The 23,957-nt window shown below is 65.5% G+C and carries 26 protein-coding genes; 10 read left to right on the plus strand and 16 right to left on the minus strand.

The window, feature by feature from the left end; translation table 11 throughout:
• Positions 1–11 precede the first annotated feature (11 nt).
• The 5 genes from BN973_RS26745 (at position 12) to BN973_RS26765 (ending at position 4,793) form a co-directional block, all read left to right on the plus strand.
• Positions 12–1,076, plus strand: coding sequence for a thiolase domain-containing protein (locus tag BN973_RS26745; protein WP_036471738.1), 1,065 nt, complete (start codon positions 12–14; stop codon positions 1,074–1,076).
• A complete protein-coding gene (locus tag BN973_RS26750) occupies positions 1,076–2,269 on the plus strand; it encodes a thiolase domain-containing protein (protein ID WP_036471739.1) in 1,194 nt (397 codons plus the stop codon). The genes BN973_RS26745 and BN973_RS26750 overlap by 1 nt, the downstream gene beginning before the upstream one ends.
• Positions 2,266–2,673, plus strand: a complete 408-nt coding sequence (locus BN973_RS26755) for a nuclear transport factor 2 family protein (protein ID WP_036471740.1) — start codon at positions 2,266–2,268, stop codon at positions 2,671–2,673. Before BN973_RS26750 ends, BN973_RS26755 begins: the two co-directional genes overlap by 4 nt.
• A 67-nt stretch (positions 2,674–2,740) precedes the next feature.
• Positions 2,741–3,706 carry an NHL repeat-containing protein gene (locus BN973_RS26760; protein WP_036471741.1) on the plus strand — a complete coding sequence of 322 codons (966 nt, stop codon included), beginning with the start codon at positions 2,741–2,743 and terminating at the stop codon, positions 3,704–3,706.
• Positions 3,707–3,815: 109 nt separating this feature from the next.
• Positions 3,816–4,793 carry an NHL repeat-containing protein gene (locus tag BN973_RS26765; protein ID WP_085200645.1) on the plus strand — a complete coding sequence of 326 codons (978 nt, stop codon included), beginning with the start codon at positions 3,816–3,818 and terminating at the stop codon, positions 4,791–4,793.
• A 1-nt stretch (position 4,794) separates the two neighbouring features.
• Here BN973_RS26765 and BN973_RS26770 read toward each other — a convergent pair whose 3' ends face one another.
• Positions 4,795–5,319, minus strand: coding sequence for a gamma carbonic anhydrase family protein (locus BN973_RS26770; protein ID WP_036471742.1), 525 nt, complete (start codon positions 5,317–5,319; stop codon positions 4,795–4,797).
• A gap of 115 nt (positions 5,320–5,434) precedes the next feature.
• Between BN973_RS26770 and BN973_RS26775 the strand changes: the two genes are divergently transcribed.
• Together BN973_RS26775 and BN973_RS26780 are read left to right on the plus strand one after the other, a co-directional pair.
• Positions 5,435–6,607 carry a Rieske 2Fe-2S domain-containing protein gene (locus BN973_RS26775; RefSeq protein ID WP_036471743.1) on the plus strand — a complete coding sequence of 391 codons (1,173 nt, stop codon included), beginning with the start codon at positions 5,435–5,437 and terminating at the stop codon, positions 6,605–6,607.
• Positions 6,608–6,612: 5 nt separating this feature from the next.
• The gene (locus BN973_RS26780; protein ID WP_036471744.1) at positions 6,613–7,059 is read left to right on the plus strand and encodes a hypothetical protein; all 447 of its coding nucleotides are present in this window, start codon (positions 6,613–6,615) and stop codon (positions 7,057–7,059) included.
• On the opposite strand, the gene BN973_RS26785 is transcribed toward BN973_RS26780, so the two are convergent.
• Entirely contained in the window at positions 7,032–7,619 is a 588-nt protein-coding gene (locus BN973_RS26785) for a TetR/AcrR family transcriptional regulator (protein ID WP_232232155.1), read from the minus strand. The two genes, BN973_RS26780 and BN973_RS26785, sit on opposite strands and share 28 nt — an antisense overlap.
• A 100-nt stretch (positions 7,620–7,719) precedes the next feature.
• Between BN973_RS26785 and BN973_RS26790 the strand changes: the two genes are divergently transcribed.
• Positions 7,720–8,010, plus strand: a complete 291-nt coding sequence (locus BN973_RS26790) for a hypothetical protein (RefSeq protein ID WP_232232156.1) — start codon at positions 7,720–7,722, stop codon at positions 8,008–8,010.
• Here BN973_RS26790 and BN973_RS26795 read toward each other — a convergent pair whose 3' ends face one another.
• The 7 genes from BN973_RS26795 to BN973_RS26825 all read right to left on the minus strand — a co-directional run bounded on the left by BN973_RS26795 (position 8,011) and on the right by BN973_RS26825 (position 14,330).
• The gene (locus tag BN973_RS26795; RefSeq protein WP_036471746.1) at positions 8,011–9,156 is read right to left on the minus strand and encodes a sulfotransferase family protein; all 1,146 of its coding nucleotides are present in this window, start codon (positions 9,154–9,156) and stop codon (positions 8,011–8,013) included. It lies immediately after the preceding gene.
• Entirely contained in the window at positions 9,156–9,938 is a 783-nt protein-coding gene (locus BN973_RS26800) for an SDR family oxidoreductase (RefSeq protein WP_036471747.1), read from the minus strand. The genes BN973_RS26795 and BN973_RS26800 overlap by 1 nt, the downstream gene beginning before the upstream one ends.
• 2 nt (positions 9,939–9,940) lie before the next feature.
• Positions 9,941–11,068, minus strand: a complete 1,128-nt coding sequence (locus BN973_RS26805; RefSeq protein WP_036471748.1) for a hypothetical protein — start codon at positions 11,066–11,068, stop codon at positions 9,941–9,943.
• 88 nt (positions 11,069–11,156) lie between these two features.
• Positions 11,157–11,456, minus strand: a complete 300-nt coding sequence (locus tag BN973_RS26810; RefSeq protein ID WP_036471749.1) for a hypothetical protein — start codon at positions 11,454–11,456, stop codon at positions 11,157–11,159.
• Positions 11,457–11,517: 61 nt separating this feature from the next.
• The gene (gene dmpG / locus BN973_RS26815; RefSeq protein WP_036471750.1) at positions 11,518–12,576 is read right to left on the minus strand and encodes a 4-hydroxy-2-oxovalerate aldolase; all 1,059 of its coding nucleotides are present in this window, start codon (positions 12,574–12,576) and stop codon (positions 11,518–11,520) included.
• Positions 12,573–13,499: an acetaldehyde dehydrogenase (acetylating) gene (locus tag BN973_RS26820; protein WP_036471751.1), complete on the minus strand. Its 927-nt coding sequence runs from the start codon at positions 13,497–13,499 to the stop codon at positions 12,573–12,575. Before BN973_RS26820 ends, dmpG begins: the two co-directional genes overlap by 4 nt.
• Before the next feature lie 45 nt (positions 13,500–13,544).
• Entirely contained in the window at positions 13,545–14,330 is a 786-nt protein-coding gene (locus tag BN973_RS26825) for a 2-keto-4-pentenoate hydratase (RefSeq protein ID WP_036471752.1), read from the minus strand.
• Between the two features lie 72 nt (positions 14,331–14,402).
• On the opposite strand from BN973_RS26825, the gene kstD reads away from it, so the two are divergent.
• Entirely contained in the window at positions 14,403–16,085 is a 1,683-nt protein-coding gene (kstD, locus tag BN973_RS26830) for a 3-oxosteroid 1-dehydrogenase (protein WP_036473142.1), read from the plus strand.
• A 1-nt stretch (position 16,086) separates the two neighbouring features.
• Positions 16,087–16,947, plus strand: coding sequence for a MaoC/PaaZ C-terminal domain-containing protein (locus BN973_RS26835; RefSeq protein ID WP_036471753.1), 861 nt, complete (start codon positions 16,087–16,089; stop codon positions 16,945–16,947).
• 82 nt (positions 16,948–17,029) lie between these two features.
• On the opposite strand, the gene BN973_RS26840 is transcribed toward BN973_RS26835, so the two are convergent.
• The 7 genes from BN973_RS26840 to BN973_RS26870 all read right to left on the minus strand — a co-directional run bounded on the left by BN973_RS26840 (position 17,030) and on the right by BN973_RS26870 (position 23,927).
• A complete protein-coding gene (locus BN973_RS26840) occupies positions 17,030–17,869 on the minus strand; it encodes a hypothetical protein (RefSeq protein ID WP_036471754.1) in 840 nt (279 codons plus the stop codon).
• 117 nt (positions 17,870–17,986) lie between these two features.
• Positions 17,987–19,156 (minus strand): lipid-transfer protein, encoded by a 1,170-nt coding sequence (locus BN973_RS26845; protein ID WP_036471755.1) that lies wholly within the window; start codon positions 19,154–19,156, stop codon positions 17,987–17,989.
• On the minus strand, positions 19,156–19,557 hold the full coding sequence (locus BN973_RS26850; protein ID WP_036471756.1) for a MaoC family dehydratase: 402 nt from the start codon (positions 19,555–19,557) through the stop codon (positions 19,156–19,158). Before BN973_RS26850 ends, BN973_RS26845 begins: the two co-directional genes overlap by 1 nt.
• Positions 19,554–20,504 carry a bifunctional MaoC family dehydratase N-terminal/OB-fold nucleic acid binding domain-containing protein gene (locus BN973_RS26855; RefSeq protein ID WP_036471757.1) on the minus strand — a complete coding sequence of 317 codons (951 nt, stop codon included), beginning with the start codon at positions 20,502–20,504 and terminating at the stop codon, positions 19,554–19,556. The genes BN973_RS26850 and BN973_RS26855 overlap by 4 nt, the downstream gene beginning before the upstream one ends.
• The gene (gene fadE29, locus BN973_RS26860) at positions 20,501–21,664 is read right to left on the minus strand and encodes an acyl-CoA dehydrogenase FadE29 (protein ID WP_036471758.1); all 1,164 of its coding nucleotides are present in this window, start codon (positions 21,662–21,664) and stop codon (positions 20,501–20,503) included. The genes BN973_RS26855 and fadE29 overlap by 4 nt, the downstream gene beginning before the upstream one ends.
• Complete coding sequence (locus tag BN973_RS26865) at positions 21,655–22,677, minus strand: acyl-CoA dehydrogenase family protein (protein WP_036471759.1); 1,023 nt, start codon at positions 22,675–22,677, stop codon at positions 21,655–21,657. The genes fadE29 and BN973_RS26865 overlap by 10 nt, the downstream gene beginning before the upstream one ends.
• The gene (locus BN973_RS26870; protein ID WP_036471760.1) at positions 22,677–23,927 is read right to left on the minus strand and encodes a cytochrome P450; all 1,251 of its coding nucleotides are present in this window, start codon (positions 23,925–23,927) and stop codon (positions 22,677–22,679) included. Before BN973_RS26870 ends, BN973_RS26865 begins: the two co-directional genes overlap by 1 nt.
• Positions 23,928–23,957: the final 30 nt, after the last annotated feature.

The following is a 23,957-nucleotide window of genomic DNA, read 5'->3' on the forward strand; positions in this document are numbered from 1 at the left end:
CCCACCTGCACATGAGCGAACGCAATGTTGCGGTCGTCGGCTTTGCCCACGCCCCGCATGTCCGCCGCACCGACGGCACCACCAACGGCGTCGAGATGTTGATTCCGTGCTTCGCCCAGCTGTACGAGGAGCTGGGCATCGCGCGGACCGACATCGGCTTCTGGTGCTCCGGATCGTCCGATTACCTTGCCGGACGCGCCTTTTCGTTCATCTCGGCGATCGACTCGATCGGCGCCGTTCCGCCGATCAACGAGTCGCACGTCGAGATGGACGCGGCCTGGGCCCTGTACGAGGCCTACATCAAGATCCTGACCGGCGAGGTGGACACCGCGCTGGTGTACGGCTTCGGCAAGTCCTCGGCCGGCATCCTGCGCCAGATCCTCTCGCGGCAGACCGACCCCTACACCGTCGCGCCGCTGTGGCCGGACTCGGTGTCGATCGCCGGACTGCAGGCCCGCCTGGGCCTCGACGCCGGTAAGTGGACCGAAATCCAAATGGCCCGTGTGGCGTTCGACTCGTTCACCAACGCCCGCCGGGTCGACAAGGTGGAATCGGCGGTCAATGTCGAAGGCTTGCTGGATCGGCCCTTCTTCGCCGACCCGCTGCGACGGCACGACATCGCGCCGATCACCGACGGCGCCGCCGCCATCGTGCTGGCCGCCGACGACCGCGCTCGCGAACTGCGCGAAAACCCGGCCTGGATAACCGGAATCGAGCATCGCATCGAAACTCCGGTGCTCGGTGCGCGCGACCTCACCGGCTCCCCGTCGACGCGAGCCGCGACCAAGGTGGCCACCGGCGGCACCACCGCCAACCTCGACGTCGCCGAAATCCACGCGCCGTTCACCCACCAGCACCTGATCCTGATGGACGCCATCCGGATCCCGGGGAAGACGAAAGTCAATCCGTCCGGTGGAGCGCTGTCGGCCAACCCGATGTTCGCTGCCGGTCTCGAGCGCATCGGATTTGCCGCACAACACATCTGGGACGGTTCTGCGAATCGGGTGCTGGCACACGCCACCAGTGGCCCCGCGCTGCAACAGAACCTGGTCGCGGTCATGGAAGGAAAGAACTGATGGCCGGTGCAGGAGCGCACCTCGCCGCGGTACTGGGTACCGGGCAGACCAAGTACGTAGCCAAGCGCAAAGACGTCTCGATGAACGGCCTGGTGCGCGAGGCGATCGACCGTGCGCTGGAAGACTCCGGTTCTACCTTCGACGACATCGACGCGGTCGTGGTCGGCAAGGCGCCGGACTTCTTCGAGGGTGTCATGATGCCGGAGCTGTTCATGGCCGACGCCGTGGGCGCTACCGGCAAGCCGCTGATCCGGGTGCACACCGCGGGTTCGGTCGGTGGATCCACCGCAATCGTGGCGGCCAGCCTGGTGCAGTCCGGCAAGTACAAGCGCGTGCTCGCGATGGCCTGGGAGAAGCAGTCGGAATCAAATGCCATGTGGGCGTTGTCGATTCCGATCCCGTTCATCAAGCCGGTCGGCGCCGGCGCGGGCGGGTACTTCGCCCCGCACGTGCGGTCCTACATCCGCCGCTCGGGCGCACCGTTGAACATCGGTGCCATCGTCGCGGTCAAGGACCGGCTCAACGGCGCCCGCAACCCGCTGGCGCACCTGCACCAGCCCGACATCACCGTCGAGAAGGTGATGGACTCCCCGATGCTGTGGGACCCGATCCGCTACGACGAGACCTGCCCGTCGTCTGACGGTGCCGCCGCGGTCGTGATCGGCAACGAGGAGGTCGCCGAAGCCCGTCTGGCGCAAGGACAGCCGGTGGCCTGGATTCACGCCACTGCGCTGCGCACCGAGCCGCTGCAGTTCGCGGGCCGTGACCAGGTCAGCCCGCAGGCCAGCCGCGATGCGGCCGCGGCACTGTGGGAGGCGGCCGGCATCAAGAGTCCGATCGACGAGATCGACGCCGCCGAGATCTACGTACCATTCTCGTGGTTCGAGCCAATGTGGTTGGAAAGTCTCGGCTTTGCCCCCGAGGGCGAGGGCTGGAAGCTCACCGAGGCAGGCGAGACCAGGATCGGCGGCAAGCTACCGGTGAACCCCTCCGGCGGTGTGCTGTCGTCGAACCCGATCGGCGCCTCGGGCCTGATCCGCTTCGCCGAGTCGGCGATCCAGGTGATGGGCAAGGGCGGTGACCACCAGGTGCCGGGCGCCCGAAAAGCATTGGGACACGCCTATGGCGGCGGTTCGCAGTACTTCTCCATGTGGGTGGTCGGTACGGACAAGCCCGAAAAAGCAAGCGCGTGACCGAGCATCCCGCGCACGAGGCCGGCCGACGCTCGCGCGAGGCGGTCGGGGCAAGGGACAAAGAAGCCTGGCTCGCGGTGTTCACCGACGACGCGATTGTCGAGGATCCCATCGGACCGTCGGCCTTCGACCCCGAGGGCAAGGGACACCGCGGCCGCGACGCGATCTCGGCGTTCTGGGACAAGGCCATCGCCCCCACCACCAAGATTGAGTTCTTCTTCCGCGATACCTACCAGTGCGGCGACGAGGAAGCCAACGTCGGCCACATCCTGATCACGACGGGCGACTACCAGACGACGGCCGAAGGCGTGTTCACGTACAAGGCGAACGACGAGGGCAAACTCGTTGCCCTGCGCGCCTATTGGGAGATGGACCGCGCGGCGGCCAATACCCGCAAGGTCTAGGTCCTCCGGGAATTCACCTGGATCATCCTGTGCGCGTGCAACGTCACGCGGTATTGTGCTGGTTCCCATGGACGAAGTCGAGTTCGGAACGCCCGCAACGGATCGGTCGCCGCCCAGCCTGCGCGTCGTGGTGGTCGTGGGCGCCGCGATCCTGGTTGTCGTCGCGATCGTCGCCGTCTCCGGTTACTTGGTATTCGGACGGACATCCGCCACCCACGCCGCATCGACGCCGGCCCCAGCGCCGAGCCGTCCGGCCCCACCCCGCCAGGTCGCATTGCCGTTCCAGCTCGTGGACGCCGACGGGCTGGAGGCCGACGGTGCGGGCAATGTGTGCGCCTCCGACGCGGCCAGCAACCAAGTGCTGGAGCTGAAAGCCGGCTCTGACAACCCGATTGCGCTCCCGTTCACCGGCCTGAAGGCTCCGGGCGGTCTCGCGGCGGACGGGGGTAACGCGCTCTATGTGGTCGACCAGGACAACCGGCGGGTACTGAAACTACCGGCCGGCTCCAGCACGCAGATCGAATTGCCGTTCACCGGCCTCGACGAACCACACGGAATTGCGGTGAACAGCCGCGGCAGCGTGTTCGTCGCCGACTTCCATGGCAATCGGGTGCTGGAATTACCCGCGGGCTCGAATACTCAGGCCGAGTTGCCATTCGGTGGGCTCAAGCAGCCATACGACCTTGCCGTGGACGACGCCGACACCGTCTACGCCGCCGATGCCGGCAACAACCGGGTCGTGAAACTGGCCGCCGGAAGCACCACCCCGGTCGAGCTCCCGTTCACCGGCCTGAACTTTCCGAACAGCGTGGCCGTCGACCATGGCAACAACGTGTACGTGACCGATCTGAACAACAATCGGGTGCTCAAACTCATGGCCGGCTCAAATGCCGTGTCGAGGCTGCCCTTCGAGAATTTGGTCGCCCCGTTCGAGGTGGCGGTGGGCGCTAACGGTGACGTTTATGTCCTCGACTTCCACAACCGGGTGCTCAAATTGCCGGCCGGATACGAACCGATAGCACTGGGAGGTTAAGCGGTATTTCCGCGGAGCGGGCATTTTCAGCTGAACTCGCTATGCGTCGGGAATGCCGCGCGGTAGTGTCCTGGTGTCGCGAACACCGTGGTGGTTGAGGAGCCGGCGCATGGACGACGATTGGGAGTTCGAGGCGCCTGCGAAGGCCAAACCGCAGCGGCGGCGGTCGGGGCCCTCTCTCACGATCATGAGCGCCGCGGCCGTCGTCCTCGTTGCGATCCTCGGCGTGGCCGCATACTTCGCTTTCGCGCGCACCTCGTCGGGTAGCACCGCGTCCACCCAGACCGTGACGTCAAGCTCTGCGCCCCCCGCCCCCGGCGCGGTCGTGCTGCCGTTCACCCTCGCGGATCCCGAAGGGGTGGAGGTGGATAGCGCGGGCAACGTGTACGTCGCCGACTCGGGCGGCAACCGGGTGCTGGAATTGCCGGCGGGCTCCAACACGCCGATCGAGTTGCCGTTCACCGGACTCAACCGTCCGGCCGGTCTGGCGGTCGACAACAAGGGCAACCTCTACGCCGTCGACGAGAACAACAAGCGGGTGCTGGAAATCCCCGCCGGATCCAAGACGCAGATCGAGCTTCCGTTCACCGGCCTGACCGAGCCCCACGGCGTGACGGCAGACAGCGCCGGCAACGTCTACGTCGCAGACTTCAAGAACAACCAGGTGCTCGAACTGCCCGTCGGCTCGACTGTCCAGGTTCCGGTGCCGTTTATCGGACTCAACCAGCCCTACGATCTCGCGGTGGACAGCGCCGACGCCATCTACGTCGCCGACGCCGGCAACAACCGGGTACAGAAGCTGGCCGCGGGGACGACCACCCCGGTCATCCTCCCGTTCACCGGCCTGAACTTCCCGAACAGTGTGGCCATCGACCACAGCAACAGCGTGTACGTCACCGACCTGAACAACAATCGGGTGCTACGACTGACCGCGGGCTCGAACACGTTGTGCTTGCTGCCTTTCGGCGATCTCTTTGCGCCCTATGGGATCGCGGTCGGGCCTCAGGACGACGTGTATGTGGTCGACTTCCGCAACCGGGTGCTGAAGTTGGCGGCGGGATACCAGCCGACCGAACTCGCGCATTGACCTAGATCGGCTCCAGCCCGGCGAGATGCCGTTGTGCTAGATCGCGGTAGGCCTGCGGGTTCAGGTTGATCCACATCTCCGCGCCGGTTCCGGCGATCGGGCCCTTGATCTGGGCCGGTGACCCGACGACGAGCACGCCGGACGGGATCTGCGTGCCGGCGGTGACCAGAGAATGCGCTGCGACCAGGCTGCGGGCACCGATCACCGCGCCGTCGAGAACGGTGGCGTGGTTGGCGATCAGTGCCTCAGAACCGACATGGACGCCGTGAATGACGCACATGTGGGCCACCGTCGCACCCGGCCCGATGTCGACGGGGATACCCGGCGGCGCGTGCAACACCGACCCGTCCTGCACGTTGGCGCCTTCCCGCACGACGATCGGCCCGTAGTCGCCGCGCAGCACGGCGTTGAACCAGACCGACGCCCCGGCCTCGACCGTGACATCGCCGATCAGGGTCGCGGTCGGCGCCACGAAAGCTGTCGGATCGATCCGAGGTGCCCGACCCTCGAAAGCAAACAGTGGCATCGTCTAGATATACCCCAGCATGAATATCCCGTGGTTAGGACCGCTGTCGTTGCGCGCCCGTGTCTAAAAACTGTAACGTGTTCTAGTTAGAGGGCAAGCAAGTTGGAGGTGACAGGTGAGTACCGACACCAAGGCGGTCGGCATCCGGGAAATCGATCCCGGCGCGTTGCCGACCCGATACGCCCGCGGCTGGCACTGCTTGGGCGTCGCAAAGGACTTCCAGGACGGCAAGCCGCACTCGATCCAGGCGTTCGGCACCAAGCTGGTGGTCTTCGCGGATTCGCAGGGGGAGATCAAGGTCCTCGACGGCTACTGCCGGCACATGGGTGGCGATCTGTCCGAGGGCACCATCAAGGGCGACGAGATCGCCTGCCCGTTCCACGACTGGCGCTGGGGCGGCGACGGCCGCTGCAAGCTGGTGCCGTACGCCAAGCGCACGCCCAAGACCGCGCGCACCCGGTCGTGGACGACCGACGTGCGCGGCGGCCTGCTGTTCGTCTGGCATGACCACGAGAACAACCCGCCGGACCCCGCCGTCCGCATTCCCGACATCCCGGAATCCCACAGTGACGAGTGGACCGAGTGGCGCTGGAACAGCATCCTCATCGAGGGATCCAACTGCCGCGACATCATCGACAACGTCACCGATATGGCGCACTTCTTTTACATCCACTTCGGGTTGCCGACGTACTTCAAGAACGTCTTCGAGGGCCACATCGCCTCGCAGTACCTGCACAACGTGGGCCGCCCCGACGTCAACGATCTGGGGACCTCCTACGGCGAGGCGCACCTGGACTCCGAAGCGTCCTACTTCGGCCCGTCTTTCATGATCAACTGGCTGCACAACAGCTACGGCGGTTACAAGGCCGAGTCGATTCTGATCAACTGCCACTACCCGGTGACCCAGAACTCGTTCGTGCTGCAGTGGGGCGTCATCGTCGAAAAGCCCAAGGGCATGGACGAAAAGATGACCGACAAGCTGTCCAAGGTGTTCACCGAGGGCGTCAGCAAGGGCTTCCTGCAGGACGTCGAGATCTGGAAGCACAAGACCCGGATCGACAATCCGCTGCTGGTCGAGGAGGACGGCGCCGTTTATCAGTTGCGCCGCTGGTATCAACAGTTCTACGTCGACGTCGCCGACATCGAGCCGGAGATGGTGGAGCGCTTCGAGATCGAGGTCGACACCACGCGCGCCATCGAGCACTGGAACGTCGAGGTCGCCGAGAACCTCAAGGCACAGGATGCCGAAGCCCGTGCGGCCGAAGAAGTTCCAGCCGAACAACACTGACTCTCATGTCTGACGATCAGCCGGCGGTTCCCGACGTCGATCGGCTCGCCCGATCGATGCTGCTGCTGCATGGCGACGGCCACGACCATGACGACAAGCCGGCCCGCAATGGCGGGTCGGGATCCTGGTCGAAGTCAAGGGATTTCACCGACGATCCGCAGCGGGCGGCGGCGGTCCGCGAGGCCAGCCTGGCCGACCGGCAGCGCTACCTCACGTCGGGGCTGCAGCCGGTGGATTGCCGCTTCTGCCATGTCACGGTGACCGTGCGCAGGCTGGGGCCGGGACATACTGCGGTGCAATGGAATACCGAGGCATCGCAGCGGTGTGCTCACTTCGCCGAGGTCCGCGAATCCGGTGGCGACCCTGCCCGAACCAGGTCTTGCCCGCGGCTGAGCGACAGCATCGAACACGCGGTGGCCGAGGGCTATTTGGAGCCCCCCGACGAGGATTGATCCAACTTCGTGATTGCCTCGAACGCCTCGAGGAACACCGCTCGGATGTCGTCGTCGCGCGCGTTGGCCATCGGCCTTTTCTGCAGCAGCACACGCTGCACGCCGATACCCAATAGCAGTGCGGTGATCATGTCGGCTCGGATCCTGGCGTGGTCCGCCGTTATCCGCCTGGCGAGGTTGCGGGTGATGCCGACGTCCAGTTGCGAATTCAGCCGTGCGACGACCGTCGGTTCCGAGCTGGAGCGCAGCAGCGCGAACAAGGGCGCATCGACATCCCGGCGGGCACCCAGGACGCGTGCGATCATCTGCTCCCCCACCGCATCGTCGGGGGCATCGCGGATCTCCTCGGTGTTCTCCGAGACGTCGGTAGCAGCCGCGAAAAGTTGTTGCTTGGAGCCGAAATAACGGCGTACCAGCGTGACGTCTGCCCCTGCTCGCGCCGCCACCTCGCGTAGTCCGACCGCGGTGTAGCCCTGGCTGAGAAACAGCTCACGGGCCGCCTCCAGCAGACGGGCTTTGGTGGCAGTGGCGTCGCGGCGGCGCGGCGGCACGTCGGCCATCTCGTTCATGTCTACGACTGTAGACAATGGCGTAGTCGGCGCGCTAGGCTTGGAAATGTCTACGACTGTGGACATCGTGTGTCGCCGTGTGGAGGTGCTCGTGACCGGAGTCATGCTTGTCAAACAGCGAGTGACCGACGTCGATCAATGGAACGCCGTGTTCCGCGATCCGGAGCTCGACTCAATCCGGCGCCGTCACGGCCTGGTGGTGACCGGTACCTACGTGGACGGAACCGCTCCCGACACCGTCATCGTCGTCATGGAAATGCAGAACATAGACGCGGCAAGGCAATTCGCAGGCTCGCCCGAGCTGGCCGCGGCCCGCGAACGAGCAGGTGCGATCGGAGCCCCCGACGGCGTGTGGTTGGGCGCGCAACGAATCGAGGGCTGATCACAGCCCGGCGAAGCGTTCCTTGACCTCGTCCGCGGTCAGTCCGTAGTCGGCCAGCGAGTACTTGTGCTTCGGAGCGCGTGCTCCGGTCTGGCTCTCGGCGTGGCTGTCCTCCATGGCCTTTCGGGCCTCGTCGGTCAGCGTCAGCCCGAAGTGCCGGTACACGCCGGTGACCGTTCCCAGCGGATCGGCGATCAAGTCGTGGTAGTCGACGTCGCAGAACTGGGCGGGGTCGTACTTGGCGCGCGCGGTGTTGAACAGCTGCAGACCGCGCGACCAGGTTTCCATTGCGTCAGCACCGATCTGGGCCCCGGAGAAGGTCGTCGACCATCCTTCGGCAGTGTGCTGCGCCAGCGAGCACATCGAAGCCATGATCGTTTCCACCGGCCGGTGCGTCTGTATCACCAGGGCGTCCGGGTAGGTCGCCATCAGCGCGTCCAGCGCAAACAGATGGCTGGGATTCTTGAGAACCCAACGCTTTTCGGCGTCGTTCAGCCCAATCAGCTGAAGGTTGCGGCGGTGCCGCTGATACGACGGCGTCCAGTCCTGCCGCGACAGCCACTGCGCGTAGGTGGGCAAATGCGACAGTGTCTCGTAGGACACCGAATGCAGCGACTGCCGCAGCAGCTGCCAGCACTCCTCTAGCTCGTAGGCGGCCATGAAATGCAGGCCGGTGTACTCCGGGTTCTCCGCGTGAGCCTTCTCGAACTGCGCGTTCAGCGAGCTGTACCACGGGTTTGAATCCCAGGTGTCGCGCGGCGGACGCGGCTGCGGGAACTCGGCCAGCCACAAGTGCAGGCCCTGATGGACCGGGTCCGCGCCCAGTAGGCGATGCAGAATCGTGGTGCCGGTGCGCGGCAGCCCGGTGACGAAGATCGGCCGCTCGATCGCGACATCGGCGTGCTGCGGATACTGCTTCCACGCGGACTCGGAGAACAGCCTGGCCACCAGCGCGCCGCGCAGGAAAAACCGATTCATCTTGCTGCCCAACGGAGTTAGGCCGGCATCACGCCGATAGGACTCCAGTAGCACACCGAGGGCCTCGCGGTAGTTGTCGTCGTCGACGCCGAAGTCGTCGAGCCCGACCAGCTTGGTCGCCGACGCGTGCATGTCCTCGACCGTGCCGACGTCGGTGCGTTCTGCCATTAGGTGTGGTACTCCCCGCAGTTGACGTCCAGGGTCTGCCCGGTGATGCCGCTGGACAGATCGCTGGCCATGAACAGAATCGCCGAGGCCACCTCATCCTCGGTGGGCAGGCGCTTGAGGTCGGAGTTGGCCGCGGTGGCCTGATAGATCTCCTCGGCCGTGGTGCCGTACTTGCCGGCCTGATGGTTGAAGTAAGCCTGCAGCGTGTCACCCCAGATATAGCCCGGTGCAACCGAATTGACGCGAATCCCCTTCTCGCCCAGTTCGGTGGCCAGCGACTGCGACATGGACAGCAACGCGGACTTGGCCATCTTGTAGGCGCCGTACTTGGCCTGCGAGTGCCGCAGCACCATGGAGTTGACGTTGACGACCGATCCCTTGGAGGCTTCCAACGCCGGCGTGTAGGCCTGGATCAGCCGCAGCGCCCCGAGCGCGCTCAGCTCGATGGCGTCGCGGATGTGCTGAAAGGTGGTGCCGGCCAACGGCTTCATCGACGGCACCCGGAACGCGTTGTTGATCAGCACATCGACCTTGCCGTAGGTCGCCATCGTCTGCTCGACGAGATTGTTCACCTGATCGTCGTCGGTGATGTCGGTCGACACCGCCAGCGCCTGGTGGCCGGCGTCCTTGAGTTGCTGGGCGACCTGTTCGAGCCGCTCGACCGTGCGTGCCGCCAGCACCAGGTCGGCCCCGTCGCGGGCACATCGGTGGGCCAGCGTGGTACCGAGGCCCGGTCCGACGCCACTGATGACGACTACCTTTTTCTTGAGCATCCCTGACATCGTCACCCCAGCATCCTTGCTTGAATTTGTTGATGGCGCAGCGCAATTCGTGCACGCCAGTCATCCTCGGAAATCTTGTTGTGGTCGAAATACGGCAACTTGCTCGCCACCGCACCGAGGTCGACCAGTTCGACGGTGGGGCCGTCGGCGTCGGTCAGCTCGCGCGACACCCGCTGCCAGCGGAACTGCAGATATCCGCGTCGGTGCCCCAGCGTCTCGACCCAGTTGGTCACGCCCGGATTCTGATCGGCGACGACGATACGGACCTTGCCGTCCGGATCCGCCTGTGCCTGAGTGTTGTTCAGCGAGGTCTGGTGGTTGATGTAGTCCAGCGAGATGTACCACATGCTGCCCAGCTGGAAGCCGAGGTAGGGCGCATCGCTGACCGGAATGGTGATGAGCAGCGCCTGATCGGGATTCAGGTCGTAGTGACCCACCGACGAGTACTGGGTCGCCAGCCCACCCGGCGTCAGCCGCGGCGCCACCATGGTGTTGACCGGGATGTTCAAATAGAACCACTGCGGAAATTGCAGCCAGGTCTTCACCCGTTGCACCAGCTGCTTTCCCGCTGTGGCATAACGCTTCTCAATGAGCTCGCGAGTCAACGGCGGCGGCGCCGTCCCCGCGGTATCCACGCGGGAAATGGCCAACGTGCCGCGCTGCGCCGCCCAGTCGCCGTACACCTCGCGAATGACCAACTGCCCCGGGCTGGTCGGCGTCACCCGCCACTCGAAGCTGCCGTCGGCGGCAATCTCGAGTTCACGGTCGTCGAAGGCGGCCTGGCTGACCGGCACGTTGTCGTCGGTGTACTCGCCGCCGAGCAGCTGGAAGCTCAGGTCGGTGGTGGTGCCGCGTCTGCCGGTGACGACGTACTCGTGGTTGGCATGTACCCGGGTGCCGAAGTACAGCGTGTCGGGGTTGTCGAGGGCCATCTTGGTGAACGGCCCGGTTCCCGACTGCAGGAACGGATGGTCGCGGTCGTAGTCAACGGCCAGATGAATGCACGCCGAGATGCAGCCGGCCAGGTATTGCATTCCCTCGAGCAGGTCGGCTTCGGTCTCGATGTGCGGCGCGGCGGCCACGAGTTTCTCGGCCTCGGCGATCGCGGAGGTTAGGGGATCAGTGAACACGCCTAGACGCTAGAACGTGTTCTACTTTTTCGTCAATGGCGAACATTCCAGCGCGTCGACGGCGCCGTGCAAGCACGAGGCCCGCTCGCTACGAGGTGCACTGCTGGGACAGGTCGATCAGATGCTGCCGGACATCCGGATGCCGATTCAGGTAGTCGATGACGTTCGGGCCGCCACCCTCCGCCTGGGACTTGGCGGACAGCGTCGCCTTCACGTCGGGATGCCGGCTCAGGTAGGCGTCGATGGATTGGCCGACGGTCTGATTGCACGGATCCGCGTTGGCCGCGCCCGCCAAGGGCAGCGCGATCACCGTTGCGGCGGTTGCGGTGAGTAGCCCTCCGGCAAGCAGGCCGTACAGTCCGCCGCTGGTGCTGAATGTCGTCCTCATGCGCGCCACGCTACGCGCGGCGGCTGTGGCCGGGCTGTGCTCGCGCTGTGTGGCGGCGCAGTCAGCGCGCGACCGCGGTGCCGCTGTCGCGCTCGCGCTTGATCTCCAGCGCGATGTCGATCAGCTGGTCTTCCTGGCCGCCGATCAGTTTGCGCTGGCCCGCCCGGTGCAACAGCTCGTGAGCCGGGACGCCGTACCGCTCGCCCTGGCGCACGGCGTGCTTGAGGAAGCTCGAGTAGACGCCCGAGTAGCCCATGATCAGCGCGTTGCGGTCGAGCAGGCACTCGGCCGGCATGGCCGGGCGCACCACGTCCTCGGCGGCGTCGGCGATGTCGAAGAAGTCGATGCCGGTCTTGACGCCGATCTTGTCGAAGACGCCGATCAGGGCCTCGACCGGCGCGTTACCGGCGCCCGCACCGAACCGGCGCACGCTGCCGTCGATCTGCTTGGCACCCGCGCGCACGGCTTCGACCGAGTTGGCCACGCCGAGCCCGAGGTTCTCGTGCCCGTGGAAACCGACCTGCGCATCGTCACCGAGCTCGGCGACCAGGGCCGAGACCCGGTCGGCCACGCCGTCGAGTACCAGGGCGCCGGCGGAGTCGACGACGTAGACGCACTGACAACCGGCGTCGGCCATGATTCGGGCTTGCGCGGCCAGCTTCTCCGGCGGGATGGTGTGGGCCATCATCAGGAACCCGACGGTTTCCAGGCCCAGCTCGCGGGCCAGCCCGAAGTGCTGGATCGACACGTCGGCCTCGGTGCAGTGCGTGGCGATCCGGCAGATCGACCCGCCGTTGTTCTGCGCTTCTTTGATGTCCTCTTTGGTTCCCACGCCGGGCAGCATCAGGAACGCGATCTTGGCTTCTTTGGCCGTCTCGGCGGCGAGCTTGATCAGCTCCTGCTCGGGGGTCTTGGAGAAGCCGTAGTTGAACGACGAGCCGCCCAGCCCGTCGCCGTGGGTCACCTCGATCACCGGCACCCCGGCCGCGTCCAGGGCCGAGACGATGGCCTGGACCTCGTCCTTGGTGAATTGGTGGCGTTTGTGGTGGGATCCGTCGCGCAGCGACGTGTCCGTCATCCGGACGTCCCACACCGGGTTGAAGAAGATATCGGTCGTCATCGCGCACCTCCGGTGACCGCTAGCGTCTCCTTGGCGATCTCTTCGCCGACCTTGGTGGCCGCGGCCGTCATGATGTCGAGATTTCCGGCGTACGGCGGCAGGTAATCGCCGGCGCCCTCGACCTCGACGAACGTCGTCACCACGTGGTTGCCGCCGTTGACCACCGACGGCTCGTCGAACTGGGGCTCGTTGAGCAGCCGGTAGCCGGGCACGTAGGTCTGCACCTCGGCGACCACCTCGTGGATGGACTTGGCGATCGCGTCGCGGTCGGCGTCCTCGGGGATGGCGCAGAAGATGGTGTCGCGCATGATCATCGGCGGATCGGCCGGGTTCAAGATGATGATCGCCTTGCCCCGCTGAGCTCCACCGATGGTCTCGACGCCCTTGCTGGTGGTCTTGGTGAACTCGTCGATGTTGGCCCGGGTGCCCGGCCCGGCGGACACCGACGCCACCGACGCCACGATCTCGGCGTACGGCACTCCCCCTTTGTCGACCAACGCCCGACTGACCGCGTAGACGATCGGAATGGTCGCCTGCCCGCCGCAGGTGATCATGTTGACGTTCGGCGCGTCCAGGTGCTGGCGCAGGTTCGCCGGCGGGATGACCGCCGGGCCCACCGCGGCCGGCGTCAGGTCAATGGCCCGGATCCCGGCGGCCGCGTATTTCGGCGCGGCGTCCCGGTGCACGTAGGCGCTGGTGGCCTCGAACACCAGGTCGGGTTTCTCGGACTGGGCGAGCAGCCAGTCGACCCCTTCGTGGGTGGTCTCCAGGCCCAGCTTGCGCGCCCGCGCCAAGCCTTCGCTGTCCGGGTCGATGCCCACCATCCAGCGCGGTTCCAGCCAGTCGGATCGCAGGAGCTTGTATAGCAAGTCGGTGCTGATATTTCCCGACCCGACGATCGCCACACTCGCCTTTGACGGCATGATGCTGCCTTTCGAAAATTTGACTAATTCAAAACTAATCCGAGCCTATTCGAACGACAAATGGACCGAACCAAGGCCCGTGAACTCCGCGACAAAGTCGTCACCGGCGCGGGCGTCGATCGCTCGAGTGCACGATCCGGGCAGCACTACGTCACCTTTACGCAGCCTCACCCCAAAGCTTTCCACTTTGCGGGCCAGCCACGCCACCGCGGTCACCGGATTGCCCAACACGGCGTCGCTGCGGCCCTCGGCGATCACCTCGCCATTGCGGGTGAGCACCGCATCGATCGTCTTGACATCGATGTCGGCCGGCGATACCCGGGTCTTACCCAGCACGTACCCCGCCGATGAGGCGTTGTCGGCGATGGTGTCGCACAACGCGATCTTCCAGTCGGTGATCCGGGTGTCGATCAACTCGATCGAGGGCACCAGGGCTTCGGTGGCCGCCAGCACGTCCTCTTCGGTGCACCCGGCGCCCGGCAGGTCGTCGGCCAGGATGAATCCGACCTCGACCTCCACCCGTGGGTACAGGTATCTGTCCGCCCTGACTGGGATGTCCTCGAACACCTGCATCTCGTCGAGCAAGTGGCCGTAGTCGGGCTCGTCGACGCCCATCATCTGCTGCATCGCCTTGCTGGACAGGCCGACCTTGTGACCCAGCACCCGAGCGCCCTCGGCGACCCGCTGCCGGATGTTGATCAGCTGGATTTCGTAGGCGTCGACGACGTCGATGTCGGGGTGGGCGGACGTCAACGGAGCGATCGGCTCGCGGCTGCGCTCGGCTTGCGCCAGGTCGGCAGCCAGCTCGTCGCGGGTCGCAACACTGAGCATTTACCGAAGTCCCCTCGTCCGTTTGACCGGGCCGGTAGCGGCCAGCCCGGGCAATTCTATAACGTGTTCTACATGACAGCGCAGGAGTACGACGTCGTCGTGGTCGGGAGCGGCGGAGCCGGTATGGTCGCTGCCCTCGCCGCCGCACACCGAGGCCTTTCGACCTTAGTCATCGAGAAGGCCCCGCATTTCGGCGGCTCCACCGCACGCTCAGGGGGTGGCGTGTGGATCCCGAACAACGAGGTCCTCAAACGCGACGGGGTGAAAGACACACCCGAGGCCGCGCGCACCTACCTGCACGGCATCGTCGGTGATGTCGTCGAGCCGGAGCGCATCGACACCTACTTGCAGCGCGGCCCCGAGATGCTGTCGTTCGTGCTGAAGAACACGCCGCTGAAGATGTGCTGGGTGCCGCGTTACTCCGACTACTACCCGGAGGCTCCCGGCGGTCGCGCGGAGGGCCGCTCGATCGAGCCCAAACCGTTCAACGCGCGCAAGCTCGGTCCAGATGAAGCCGGACTTGAACCCGCTTATGGCAAGGTGCCACTCAATGTGGTTGTGATGCAGCAGGACTACGTGCGACTGAACATGCTGAAGCGACACCCGCGAGGAGTGCTGCGCAGTTTGAAGGTCGGCGCCCGCACCATGTGGGCGAAGGCGACCGGCAAAAACCTGGTCGGTATGGGCCGGGCCCTGATCGGCCCGTTGCGTATTGGCTTGCAGCGGGCCGGGGTCCCGGTCCGGCTGAACACCGCTTTGACCGATCTGTACGTCGAGGACGGCGTCGTTCGGGGTGTCTACGTGCGTTCCGCCGGCGAGTCCGAATCGGCCGAGCCGCAGCTGATCCGGGCCCGGCGCGGCGTGATCCTGGCCAGTGGCGGCTTCGAGCACAACGAGCAGATGCGGGTGAAATACCAGCGCGCACCGATCACCACCGAATGGACCGTCGGCGCCAAGGCGAACACCGGTGACGGCATCATTGCCGGTGAAAAGCTGGGCGCCGCACTGGATATCATGGAAGACGCCTGGTGGGGCCCGACCGTGCCGCTGGTGGGTGCGCCGTGGTTCGCGTTGTCGGAGCGCAACTCACCGGGCTCCATCATCGTCAACATGTCCGGCAAGCGGTTCATGAACGAGTCGATGCCCTACGTCGAAGCCTGCCACCACATGTACGGCGGAGAATTCGGACAGGGACCGGGTCCGGGCGAGAACATTCCCGCCTGGCTGGTGTTCGACCAGCAGTACCGCGACCGTTACATCTTCGCGGGATTACAGCCCGGACAACGCATTCCGAACAAATGGATGGAATCCGGCGTCATCATCAAGGCCGACACGCTTGAGGAGCTGGCCGAGAAGGCGGGCCTGCCGGTCGCCGAGTTCACCGCCACCGTCGCGCGATTCAACGGCTTCGCCCGTACCGGTGTCGACGAGGACTTCCACCGCGGCGAGAGCGCGTACGACAAGTACTACGGCGATCCCACCAACAAGCCCAACCCGAATCTCGGTGAGCTCACCCACGCGCCGTATTACGCCGCCAAGATGGTGCCCGGAGATCTGGGGACCAAGGGCGGCATCCGTACCGATGTCCACGGCCGGGCGCTGCGCGACGACGGCAGCATCATCGACGGCCTGTACGCTGCCGGCAACGTCAGCGCGCCGGTGATGGGACACACCTATCCGGGTCCGGGCGGCACCATTGGCCCGGCGATGACCTTCGGGTACCTCGCCGCGCTGCACATCGCGGGAGAGAACTGACATGCCGATCGACGTAGAGGTCGCGCTGGCCGCCGAGCTGGAGCCGCTCGAATTCTCTTGGTCCAGCAGCGATATCCAGCTGTATCACCTTGGGCTCGGTGCGGGCGCCGACCCGATGGACCCCCGCGAGCTGCGCTACCTGATCGATGACACTCCGCAGGTGCTGCCGACGTTCGGCAATGTCGCGGCGTCCTTTCACATGACCAAGCCGCCGACGGTGCAGTTCCCCGGCATCGACATCGAGCTGAGCAAGGTGCTGCACGCCAGCGAGCGGATCGAGGTGCCCGGGCCGCTACCGCCGTCGGGCTCCGCCACGGCCGTCACCCGCTTCACCGATATCTGGGACAAGGGCAAGGCCGCGGTGATCTGGAGCGAGACGACGGCGTCCGCGCCGGACGGCACCGTGCTGTGGACGCAGCGACGGTCGATCTTCGCCCGCGGTGAGGGCGGATTCGGCGGTGAGCGCGGGCCTTCGTCGTCGGACGGGGCGCCCGATCGGGCTCCGGATCTCGAGGTAGATGTGCCGATCCTACCGCAGCAGGCGCTGCTCTACCGGCTGTGCGGCGACCGCAATCCGCTCCACTCAGACCCCCAATTCGCTGCTGCCGCAGGGTTTTCCCAGCCGATTCTGCATGGGCTGTGCACCTATGGCATGACATGCAAGGCCATCACCGATGCACTGCTGGACGGCGACACTTCCGCGGTTTCTGCCTATGGCGCACGCTTTGCCGGAGTCGCGTATCCCGGCGAGACGTTGCGCGTCAACGTCTGGAAAGAGGACGGCCGTTTTGTAGCTGGCGTTGTCGCGCCGTCGCGCGACAACGCAGTGGTGCTCAGCGGCGTCGAACTGGTTCCGGCCTAGGGCCCTTTCGCGGGGGCCAAGCACCCGGCCAGCCTCGAATGTGACGCTGCAGTCACGATCGAGCTCCAGCGTGACTGCAGCGTCACGCTCGCCGGGCGCGGGCTGAGCGGACCCGACGCACAATGTCAGCCGGTCGATCTCCCGCGACAACCCTGATCACGATCCATCCGCGATGCTGCAACCGCTCCAGTCGTCTGATATCCCAGCCGAATTGCGAACGATCGCTGCGGTGATGATCACCGTCGTACTCAACCGCGACTTTGATGTCCTCCCAGCCCATGTCTAGATATGCGATTGCACTGCCAAATTCATCGATGACCGGAATCTGCGTTTGCGGCCGCGGCAGCCCAGCCTGCACAAGCACAAGCCGCAACCACGTCTCCTTCGGAGACTGAGCGCCGGCGTCGACGAGATCGAGTGACCTGCGAGCGCGCTCAAGTCCCCGACGTCCGCGATATCGAGCCGCGAGCAATTCCACGTCAGGCATCTTCAAATCGCTCGCGCGCGCCAGAGAGTCGACCGCGGCCACTGCTGTCGTGGTCGGATACCAGCAGGCCAAGTCGAGCGCGGTGCGGGCGGCAGTAGTCACCGGTACGCCGTCCATCAGATCGAACTCGTCGCTATCAAGCCGGTCGCCCCAGATCTGCAATCCTGGTAACGAATGCCGGTTGTCATGAATGATGTCGACAGGCCGCGCAGTATCGATCCACTTGCTGCCATGCAGCGCCGCAGCGGTGAATCCGGCGATGACGCCGCGACGTCGAGACCACAGCCATGCGCTGCGCGCCCGCAGCGCAGGCGTCAGCTCGGTGCCTTGGTCGACATAGACATCGCGAAACACTCGCGTGAATCGTCGTCGCAACTGGCTGTGTGACTGTATGCCGGCAGTGACCGCCTCACTGCCGATAAATGGTTCCCCCATGGCGGCAGTGTGCCAGCGGCCACCGACACAGCCCCGAACGTGACGGCACCGTCACGTTCGAGCTCCAGCGTGACTGCCCCGTCACGTTCGGCGAGCAGGCGGCCAGCCGTACAACACTTACCCCAGGATCAACCCCGACGTCGGTACACCGGTTCCGGCGGTGACGAGTACGTGCTCGACGTCGGGCACCGGGTTCACCGATGTCCCCCGCAGTTGCCGCACACCCTCCGCGATGCCGTTCATCCCGTGGATGTAGGCCTCGCCCAGCTGACCGCCGTGGGTGTTGATGGGCAGCCGCCCGCCGATCTCGACCGCACCGTTGGCGATGAAGTCCTTGGCCTCGCCGCGGCGGCAGAAACCCAACTCCTCCAACTGAATCAGCGTGAAGGGCGTGAAGTGGTCGTAAAGAATCGCGGTCTGGATGTCGGTCGGCTTCAGACCGGATTGCTGCCACATCTGCTGACCGACTAGCCCCATCTCGGGCAGACCCAACTCGGGGCGGTAGTAGCTGACCATCGTGTACTGGTCCGGGCTGGAACCCTGGGCAGCGGCTTCGATGATCGCCGGTCGCTGCTTGAGGTCCTTCGCGCGCTCCGGCGACGTCACCACGATTGCGACCGCTCCGTCGGTCTCCTGGCAGCAGTCCAGCAACCGCAGCGGCTCGGCGATCCACCGCGAATTCTGGTGGTCCTCAATGGTTATCGGCTTCTCGTAGAAGTAAGCCTTGGGGTTCTTGGCCGCGTGCCTGCGGTCTGCCACCGAAATGGCGCCGAAGTCCCTGCTGGTCGCGCCGGACCAGTGCATGTACCGCTGAGCGATCATCGCGACCTGCGCCGCCGGCGTCGACAACCCATGCGGATACGAGAAGGAATTGTCGGCCGCCGTCGAATCCGCTTCAACCGCAGCATTTCCCACCAACCGGGTCTGCACCTGGCCGAATCGCATGCCGGAACGTTCGTTGAACGCGCGGTACGCCACCACGACGTCGGCCACACCGGTCGCAACGGCCATCGCCGCGTGCAAGATCGTCCCGCACGCCGCACCGCCGCCGTAGTGGACCTGGGAAAAGAACTTCAAGTCCCCAATGCCCGTGGCACGAGCTACAGCGATCTCCTTGTTGGAGTCCATCGTGAACGTGGTCAGGCCGTCGACGTCCGACGGGCTCAACCCGGCGTCGTCCAGCGCATCCAGAACCGCTTCGGCCGCGAGCCGCAGCTCGCTGCGGCCGGAGTCCTTGGAGAAGTCGGTGGCACCGATGCCGACGATCGCAGCCTTACCCGACAACATCAGGCACCCCCGATCGTCAGCGTCACGTTCGCGATGACGTGGTCGCCAAGGCTGTTGCGGCCGAACACCTTCAACGTGATCAGGCCGTCGTCGACGGCAGTCACCTCGCCGGAGAAAGTGACGGTGTCGTAGGCATACCACGGCACGCCGAGCCGCAGCCCGATCGATTTGATCAACGCCGTAGGCCCCGCCCAGTCGGTGACGTACCGCTGCACCAATCCGGTGTCGGTCAGGATGTTGACGAAGATATCCTTGGAACCCTTGGCTTGCGCCAGGTCCCGATCATGATGCACATCCTGAAAGTCTCTGGTGGCCAAGGCTGTTGAGATGATGAAAGTCGGCGAACCCTCCAGCTGGAGTTCGGGCAGGATGGTGCCCACTTCCACGACAGGTGCGCTCATGCGTCCGGCTCCCAGGCGTAAAGGCTCCACTCCGGGCCGGATTCACCGGCCGGGAAGTCGATATAGGTTGCGCGAACCGGCATTCCGATTTTGATTTCGGCATGGTCGACGCCGCGCAGTTCGCCGAGCATACGAACGCCCTCTTCGAGTTCGACCAGGGCGATCACGAAGGGCAACGTGCGCCCGGGCACCTTCGGCGCATGGTGCACGACGTAGCTGTACAGCGTGCCCCGACCGCTGGCCACCACGTAGTCGATGGGATCAGCCTTGTCCTGCCACACCGCCGGAACCGGCGGGTGCTGCAGGCTGCCGTCGGGCCGCCGCTGGATGCGCAACTCGTGCGCCTTGACGCCCTCCCAGAAGAAGGCGGTGTCACGCGACAGCGCCGGACGCATCATGGCGTCGGCGTCCAGGTCTTCCGGCACCGACGACGCCGAAGCATCCTCGCGCGGCTTGAATTTCAGAATGCGCCAAGCCATCTCGGCGACATCCTCGTCGCCGACCCGCCAGGTGATGTGCTGGTTGATGAACCAGCCCTCACCGAGCCCGGTCTGCTTGGGGCCGACGACGTCGCGCATCTCGGAATGGATGGTGACCCGCTCACCGGGACGCAGATACCGGTGGTAGGTCTGCTCGCAGTTGGTGGCGACCACGCCGATGTAGCCGGCGTCGTCGAACAACTGCATGATCGGGCCCATGGGGTCGTCAGTCGGGCGCTCGCCGCCCTGCCCGAACATCGTCCACACCTGGATCATGGCCGGCGGGGCGACGATCCCGGGGTGACCGGCGGCCTTGGCGGCGGCCTCGTCCACATAGATCGGGTTGCGGTCGCCCAGGGCCTCGACCCAGTTGTTGATGATCGGCTGGTTCACCGGATCCCGGGCGTCGCGCGGCGCGGCGACAACGGTGGCGGTGATCTCCGCGACCGCTTCCTTGATATCGGTCATCGAGGCACCCTCGGCACTTTAAGGCCGGCCGCCGCGATCATTTCCCGCATCACTTCGTTCACGCCTCCACCGAAGGTGATCACCAGATTGCGCTTGGTCTGCGAGTCGAGCCACCGAAGCAGTTCGGCGGTGTCCGACTCGGCGGGGTTGCCGTATTTGCCGACGATCTCCTCGGCGAGCCGGCCGATGTACTGAATGCTCTCGGTCCCAAAGACTTTCGTCGACGCGGCATCGGCCACGTTGATCTCCTCGCCCGCGGCTGCGACCTGCCAGTTGAGCAGCTCGTTGATTCGCCACATCGAGTAGATCTCTCCGAGCGCCCGCTTGACGTCGGAGTGGTCGATCGGGGTTACACCGTCGCCGCCGGGCTTGGATGCCCAGGCGTGCAACCGGTCGTAGATGCCGGCGGTACGCCCGGCCGGGCCGAGCATCACGCGCTCGTTGTTGAGCTGGGTGGTGATCAGCCGCCATCCGCCGTTTTCCTCGCCGACCAGCATGTCGGCCGGCACCCGCACGTCGTTGTAGTACGTGGCGTTGGTGTGGTGGGCGCCGTCGGACAGGATGATCGGCGTCCAGGAGTAGCCGGGATCCTTGGTGTCGACGATCAGGATCGAAATGCCCTTGTGCTTAACGGCTTCCGGGTCGGTTCGGCAGGCCAGCCAGATGTAGTCGGCGTCGTGGGCGCCGGTGGTGAAGACCTTCTGGCCGTTGACGATGTACTCGTCGCCCTGGCGCACCGCGGTGGTACGCAGCGATGCCAAGTCGGTGCCGGCCTCCGGCTCGGTGTAGCCGATGGCGAAGTGCACCTCGCCGGCCAGGATGGCGGGCAGGAACTTCTTCTTCTGCAGCTCGCTGCCGTACTGCTGCAGGGTCGGGCCGACGGTCTGCAGCGTCACCGCGGGCAGCGGCACGTCGGCCCGGTGCGCCTCGTTGACGAAGATCGACTGCTCGATCGGGCCGAAACCCAAGCCGCCGAACTCTTTTGGCCATCCGACGCCGAGCTTGCGGTCCTGGCCCATGCGGCGGATCACGGCGCGATAGGCGTCGTTGTGACGGTCGGACTCCATGGCTTTCGCCTCTTCGGGCGAAATCAGGTTCGAGAAGTATTCGCGAAGCTCCGCTTGCAGCTGGCGCTGCTCGGGAGTCAGATCTATGAACATTGCGCTCCCACCAGGTCGAGACGATGAGACGGCCCGCCCAGCAGACGAGCGAGGTCCTTGATCGTGGAGTAGTACCGGTGCATGGGGTAGGTGATGTCCATCCCCATGCCGCCGTGCAGGTGGTGGCAGATCTGCATCACCGGCGGGGCCTGCGAGGTGATCCAGTAGCCGAGCACGTCCAGATCTTCGTTGGCGTCCCGACCTTCGGACAGCCGCCAGACCACTGACTTAGCCGCCAAATCGATGGTGCGCGAAGCGATGTAGACCTGAGCCAGCTGCGCGGCCACCGTCTGGAAGGTCGACAGCGGCTTGCCGAACTGCTTGCGCGCGGCCACGTAGTCCGCCGTCAACCGCAGCGCGCCGGCCACCAGCCCGTCGGTGAAGGCGCCGATCGCCGCCAACGCCAGCTCGTTGACGCGGCGCGCGGTGGCGCCGGCCAGCACGTCCGTGTCGGGAACCGCGACCGCGGCGAACGTCACCGTGTACTCCTCGGCGCCGGTCGATGTCGGGGTTCCAACCAGCTCCACGCCCTCGGCCTTCGGCGATACCACGACGACCGCGGTATCGGCCGTCACGATGATCCAATCGGCTTGCTCGGCATAGGCGACAGCGACTTTGGTGCCCGACAGCCGGCCATCGGCGAAGGTTGTGCCGGGCCGGTCGGGCAGCGCCGAGCCGGGCTCGTTGAGTGCTGCGGTCAGCACCCCGCCCTTGGCCCCTTTAGTCAAGCCGGCCAGGAACCGGTCCTGCTGTTCATCGGATGCCAGATCCAGCAGCGGCAGCACACCGAAGCCCAGTGTGGCCAGCGCCGGCGTGACGGCGCCGTGGCGGCCCACCTCGGTCAGCACCGTGGCGACCTCGGGCAGCCCGACGCCGTCGCCGCCGAGGCGCTCGGGCACCGGAAGCGCCGTCACACCCCCACTGACCAAAGCGTCCCAGCCCAAATCCCTTTCGAGTACCGACGTAGCCACATCCGCGACGGCTTGTTGCGTCGCAGTGAGATCGAAGTCCATTAAGACGTCACCGCACTCTTTCCCGTGTAGTCGACCTGCCAGTGCTTGATGCCGTTGAGCCACCCTGACCGTAGCCGCTCGGGTTCGCCGACCGACGTGATGTCCGGCATCTGATCGGCAACCGCGTTGAAGATCAGGTTGATCGTCATGCGGGCCAAGTTCGCGCCGATGCAGTAGTGCGCGCCGGTGCCGCCAAAGCCGACGTGCGGATTCGGATCGCGCAAGATGTTGAACGAGTGCGGGTCCTCGAAGACGTCTTCGTCGAAGTTGGCCGACCGGTAGGACATCACCACCCGCTGCCCCTTCTTGATCAGCACGCCACCCAACTTGACGTCCTCGTTGGCGGTGCGCTGGAACGCCGACACCGGGGTGGCCCACCGGATGATCTCGTCGGCCGCGGTGGCGGGCCGTTCCTTTTTGAACAGCTCCCACTGATCGGGGTTGTTGGCGAATGCGATCATGCCGTGCGTGATCGAGTTGCGGGTGGTCTCGTTGCCGGCCACCGCGAGCATCACCACGAAAAACCCGAACTCGTCGTCGGAGAGCTTCTCGCCCTCGATGTCGGCCTGGATGAGCGTGGTGACGATGTCGTCGGTGGGGTTTTTGCCGCGCTCCTCGGCCATGGCCATGGCGTAGGCGATCAGTTCCATCGACGACTGCGCGGGGTCAACGGTGGCGTACTCGGGGTCGGTGCCACCGGTCATTTCGTTGGACCAGCGGAACAGCTTGTCGCGGTCCTCCTGCGGGACACCGAGCAGGCCCGCAATGGCCTGCAGCGGCAGCTCGCACGAGACCTGTTCGACGAAGTCGCCGCCACCCTCCGCAGCGGCACTCTTGGCGATGTTCTCGGCGCGCTGGGCCAGTTCGGCCTCCAGGCGACCGATGGCCCGTGGGGTGAACCCGCGGGAGATGATCTTGCGCAACCGGGTGTGGTGGGGGGCGTCCATGTTGAGCATCACGCTGCGCTGCAGTTCGACCTGCTCGCGCTTCATCTCGGGCGGCCAGGTCGGAATCGCGCCGTTCAACCAGCTCGAGAAGACGTCGCTGCGGCGCGACACCTCTTTGACGTCGGCGTGCTTGGTGACGATCCAGTAGCCGTGGTCCTCGAAGCCGCCCGAACCGCCCGGGATGTCGACCCAGTGGATCGGCTCGGCCTTGCGTAGCTCGGCGAGCTCCTTGACGGGCAGCCCGGCGAGGTTGACGTCGGGGTCAAGGAAATCGAAGTCTGCGGGAATGTTGGGGGGTGCCATGTGCGTGCGCTCCTCAATTGCAACGTGTTC

It is taken from the genome of Mycobacterium triplex (assembly GCF_000689255.1).
Taxonomy (GTDB): Bacteria; Actinomycetota; Actinomycetes; order Mycobacteriales; family Mycobacteriaceae; genus Mycobacterium; species Mycobacterium triplex.

Bases quoted from the DNA above. Each gene is read 5' to 3' on its own strand.
- BN973_RS26745 (WP_036471738.1), top strand. From the start codon at position 12: ATGAGCGAACGCAATGTTGCGGTCGTCGGCTTTGCCCACGCCCCGCAT.
- BN973_RS26750 (WP_036471739.1), top strand. From the start codon at position 1,076: ATGGCCGGTGCAGGAGCGCACCTCGCCGCGGTACTGGGTACCGGGCAG.
- BN973_RS26760 (WP_036471741.1), top strand. From the start codon at position 2,741: ATGGACGAAGTCGAGTTCGGAACGCCCGCAACGGATCGGTCGCCGCCC.
- BN973_RS26765 (WP_085200645.1), top strand. From the start codon at position 3,816: ATGGACGACGATTGGGAGTTCGAGGCGCCTGCGAAGGCCAAACCGCAG.
- BN973_RS26770 (WP_036471742.1), bottom strand. From the start codon at position 5,319: ATGCCACTGTTTGCTTTCGAGGGTCGGGCACCTCGGATCGATCCGACA.
- BN973_RS26780 (WP_036471744.1), top strand. From the start codon at position 6,613: ATGTCTGACGATCAGCCGGCGGTTCCCGACGTCGATCGGCTCGCCCGA.
- BN973_RS26785 (WP_232232155.1), bottom strand. From the start codon at position 7,619: ATGGCCGACGTGCCGCCGCGCCGCCGCGACGCCACTGCCACCAAAGCC.
- BN973_RS26795 (WP_036471746.1), bottom strand. From the start codon at position 9,156: ATGGCAGAACGCACCGACGTCGGCACGGTCGAGGACATGCACGCGTCG.
- BN973_RS26800 (WP_036471747.1), bottom strand. From the start codon at position 9,938: ATGTCAGGGATGCTCAAGAAAAAGGTAGTCGTCATCAGTGGCGTCGGA.
- BN973_RS26810 (WP_036471749.1), bottom strand. From the start codon at position 11,456: ATGAGGACGACATTCAGCACCAGCGGCGGACTGTACGGCCTGCTTGCC.
- dmpG (WP_036471750.1), bottom strand. From the start codon at position 12,576: ATGACGACCGATATCTTCTTCAACCCGGTGTGGGACGTCCGGATGACG.
- BN973_RS26820 (WP_036471751.1), bottom strand. From the start codon at position 13,499: ATGCCGTCAAAGGCGAGTGTGGCGATCGTCGGGTCGGGAAATATCAGC.
- BN973_RS26825 (WP_036471752.1), bottom strand. From the start codon at position 14,330: ATGCTCAGTGTTGCGACCCGCGACGAGCTGGCTGCCGACCTGGCGCAA.
- kstD (WP_036473142.1), top strand. From the start codon at position 14,403: ATGACAGCGCAGGAGTACGACGTCGTCGTGGTCGGGAGCGGCGGAGCC.
- BN973_RS26835 (WP_036471753.1), top strand. From the start codon at position 16,087: ATGCCGATCGACGTAGAGGTCGCGCTGGCCGCCGAGCTGGAGCCGCTC.
- BN973_RS26840 (WP_036471754.1), bottom strand. From the start codon at position 17,869: ATGGGGGAACCATTTATCGGCAGTGAGGCGGTCACTGCCGGCATACAG.
- BN973_RS26845 (WP_036471755.1), bottom strand. From the start codon at position 19,156: ATGTTGTCGGGTAAGGCTGCGATCGTCGGCATCGGTGCCACCGACTTC.
- BN973_RS26850 (WP_036471756.1), bottom strand. From the start codon at position 19,557: ATGAGCGCACCTGTCGTGGAAGTGGGCACCATCCTGCCCGAACTCCAG.
- BN973_RS26855 (WP_036471757.1), bottom strand. From the start codon at position 20,504: ATGACCGATATCAAGGAAGCGGTCGCGGAGATCACCGCCACCGTTGTC.
- fadE29 (WP_036471758.1), bottom strand. From the start codon at position 21,664: ATGTTCATAGATCTGACTCCCGAGCAGCGCCAGCTGCAAGCGGAGCTT.
- BN973_RS26865 (WP_036471759.1), bottom strand. From the start codon at position 22,677: ATGGACTTCGATCTCACTGCGACGCAACAAGCCGTCGCGGATGTGGCT.
- BN973_RS26870 (WP_036471760.1), bottom strand. From the start codon at position 23,927: ATGGCACCCCCCAACATTCCCGCAGACTTCGATTTCCTTGACCCCGAC.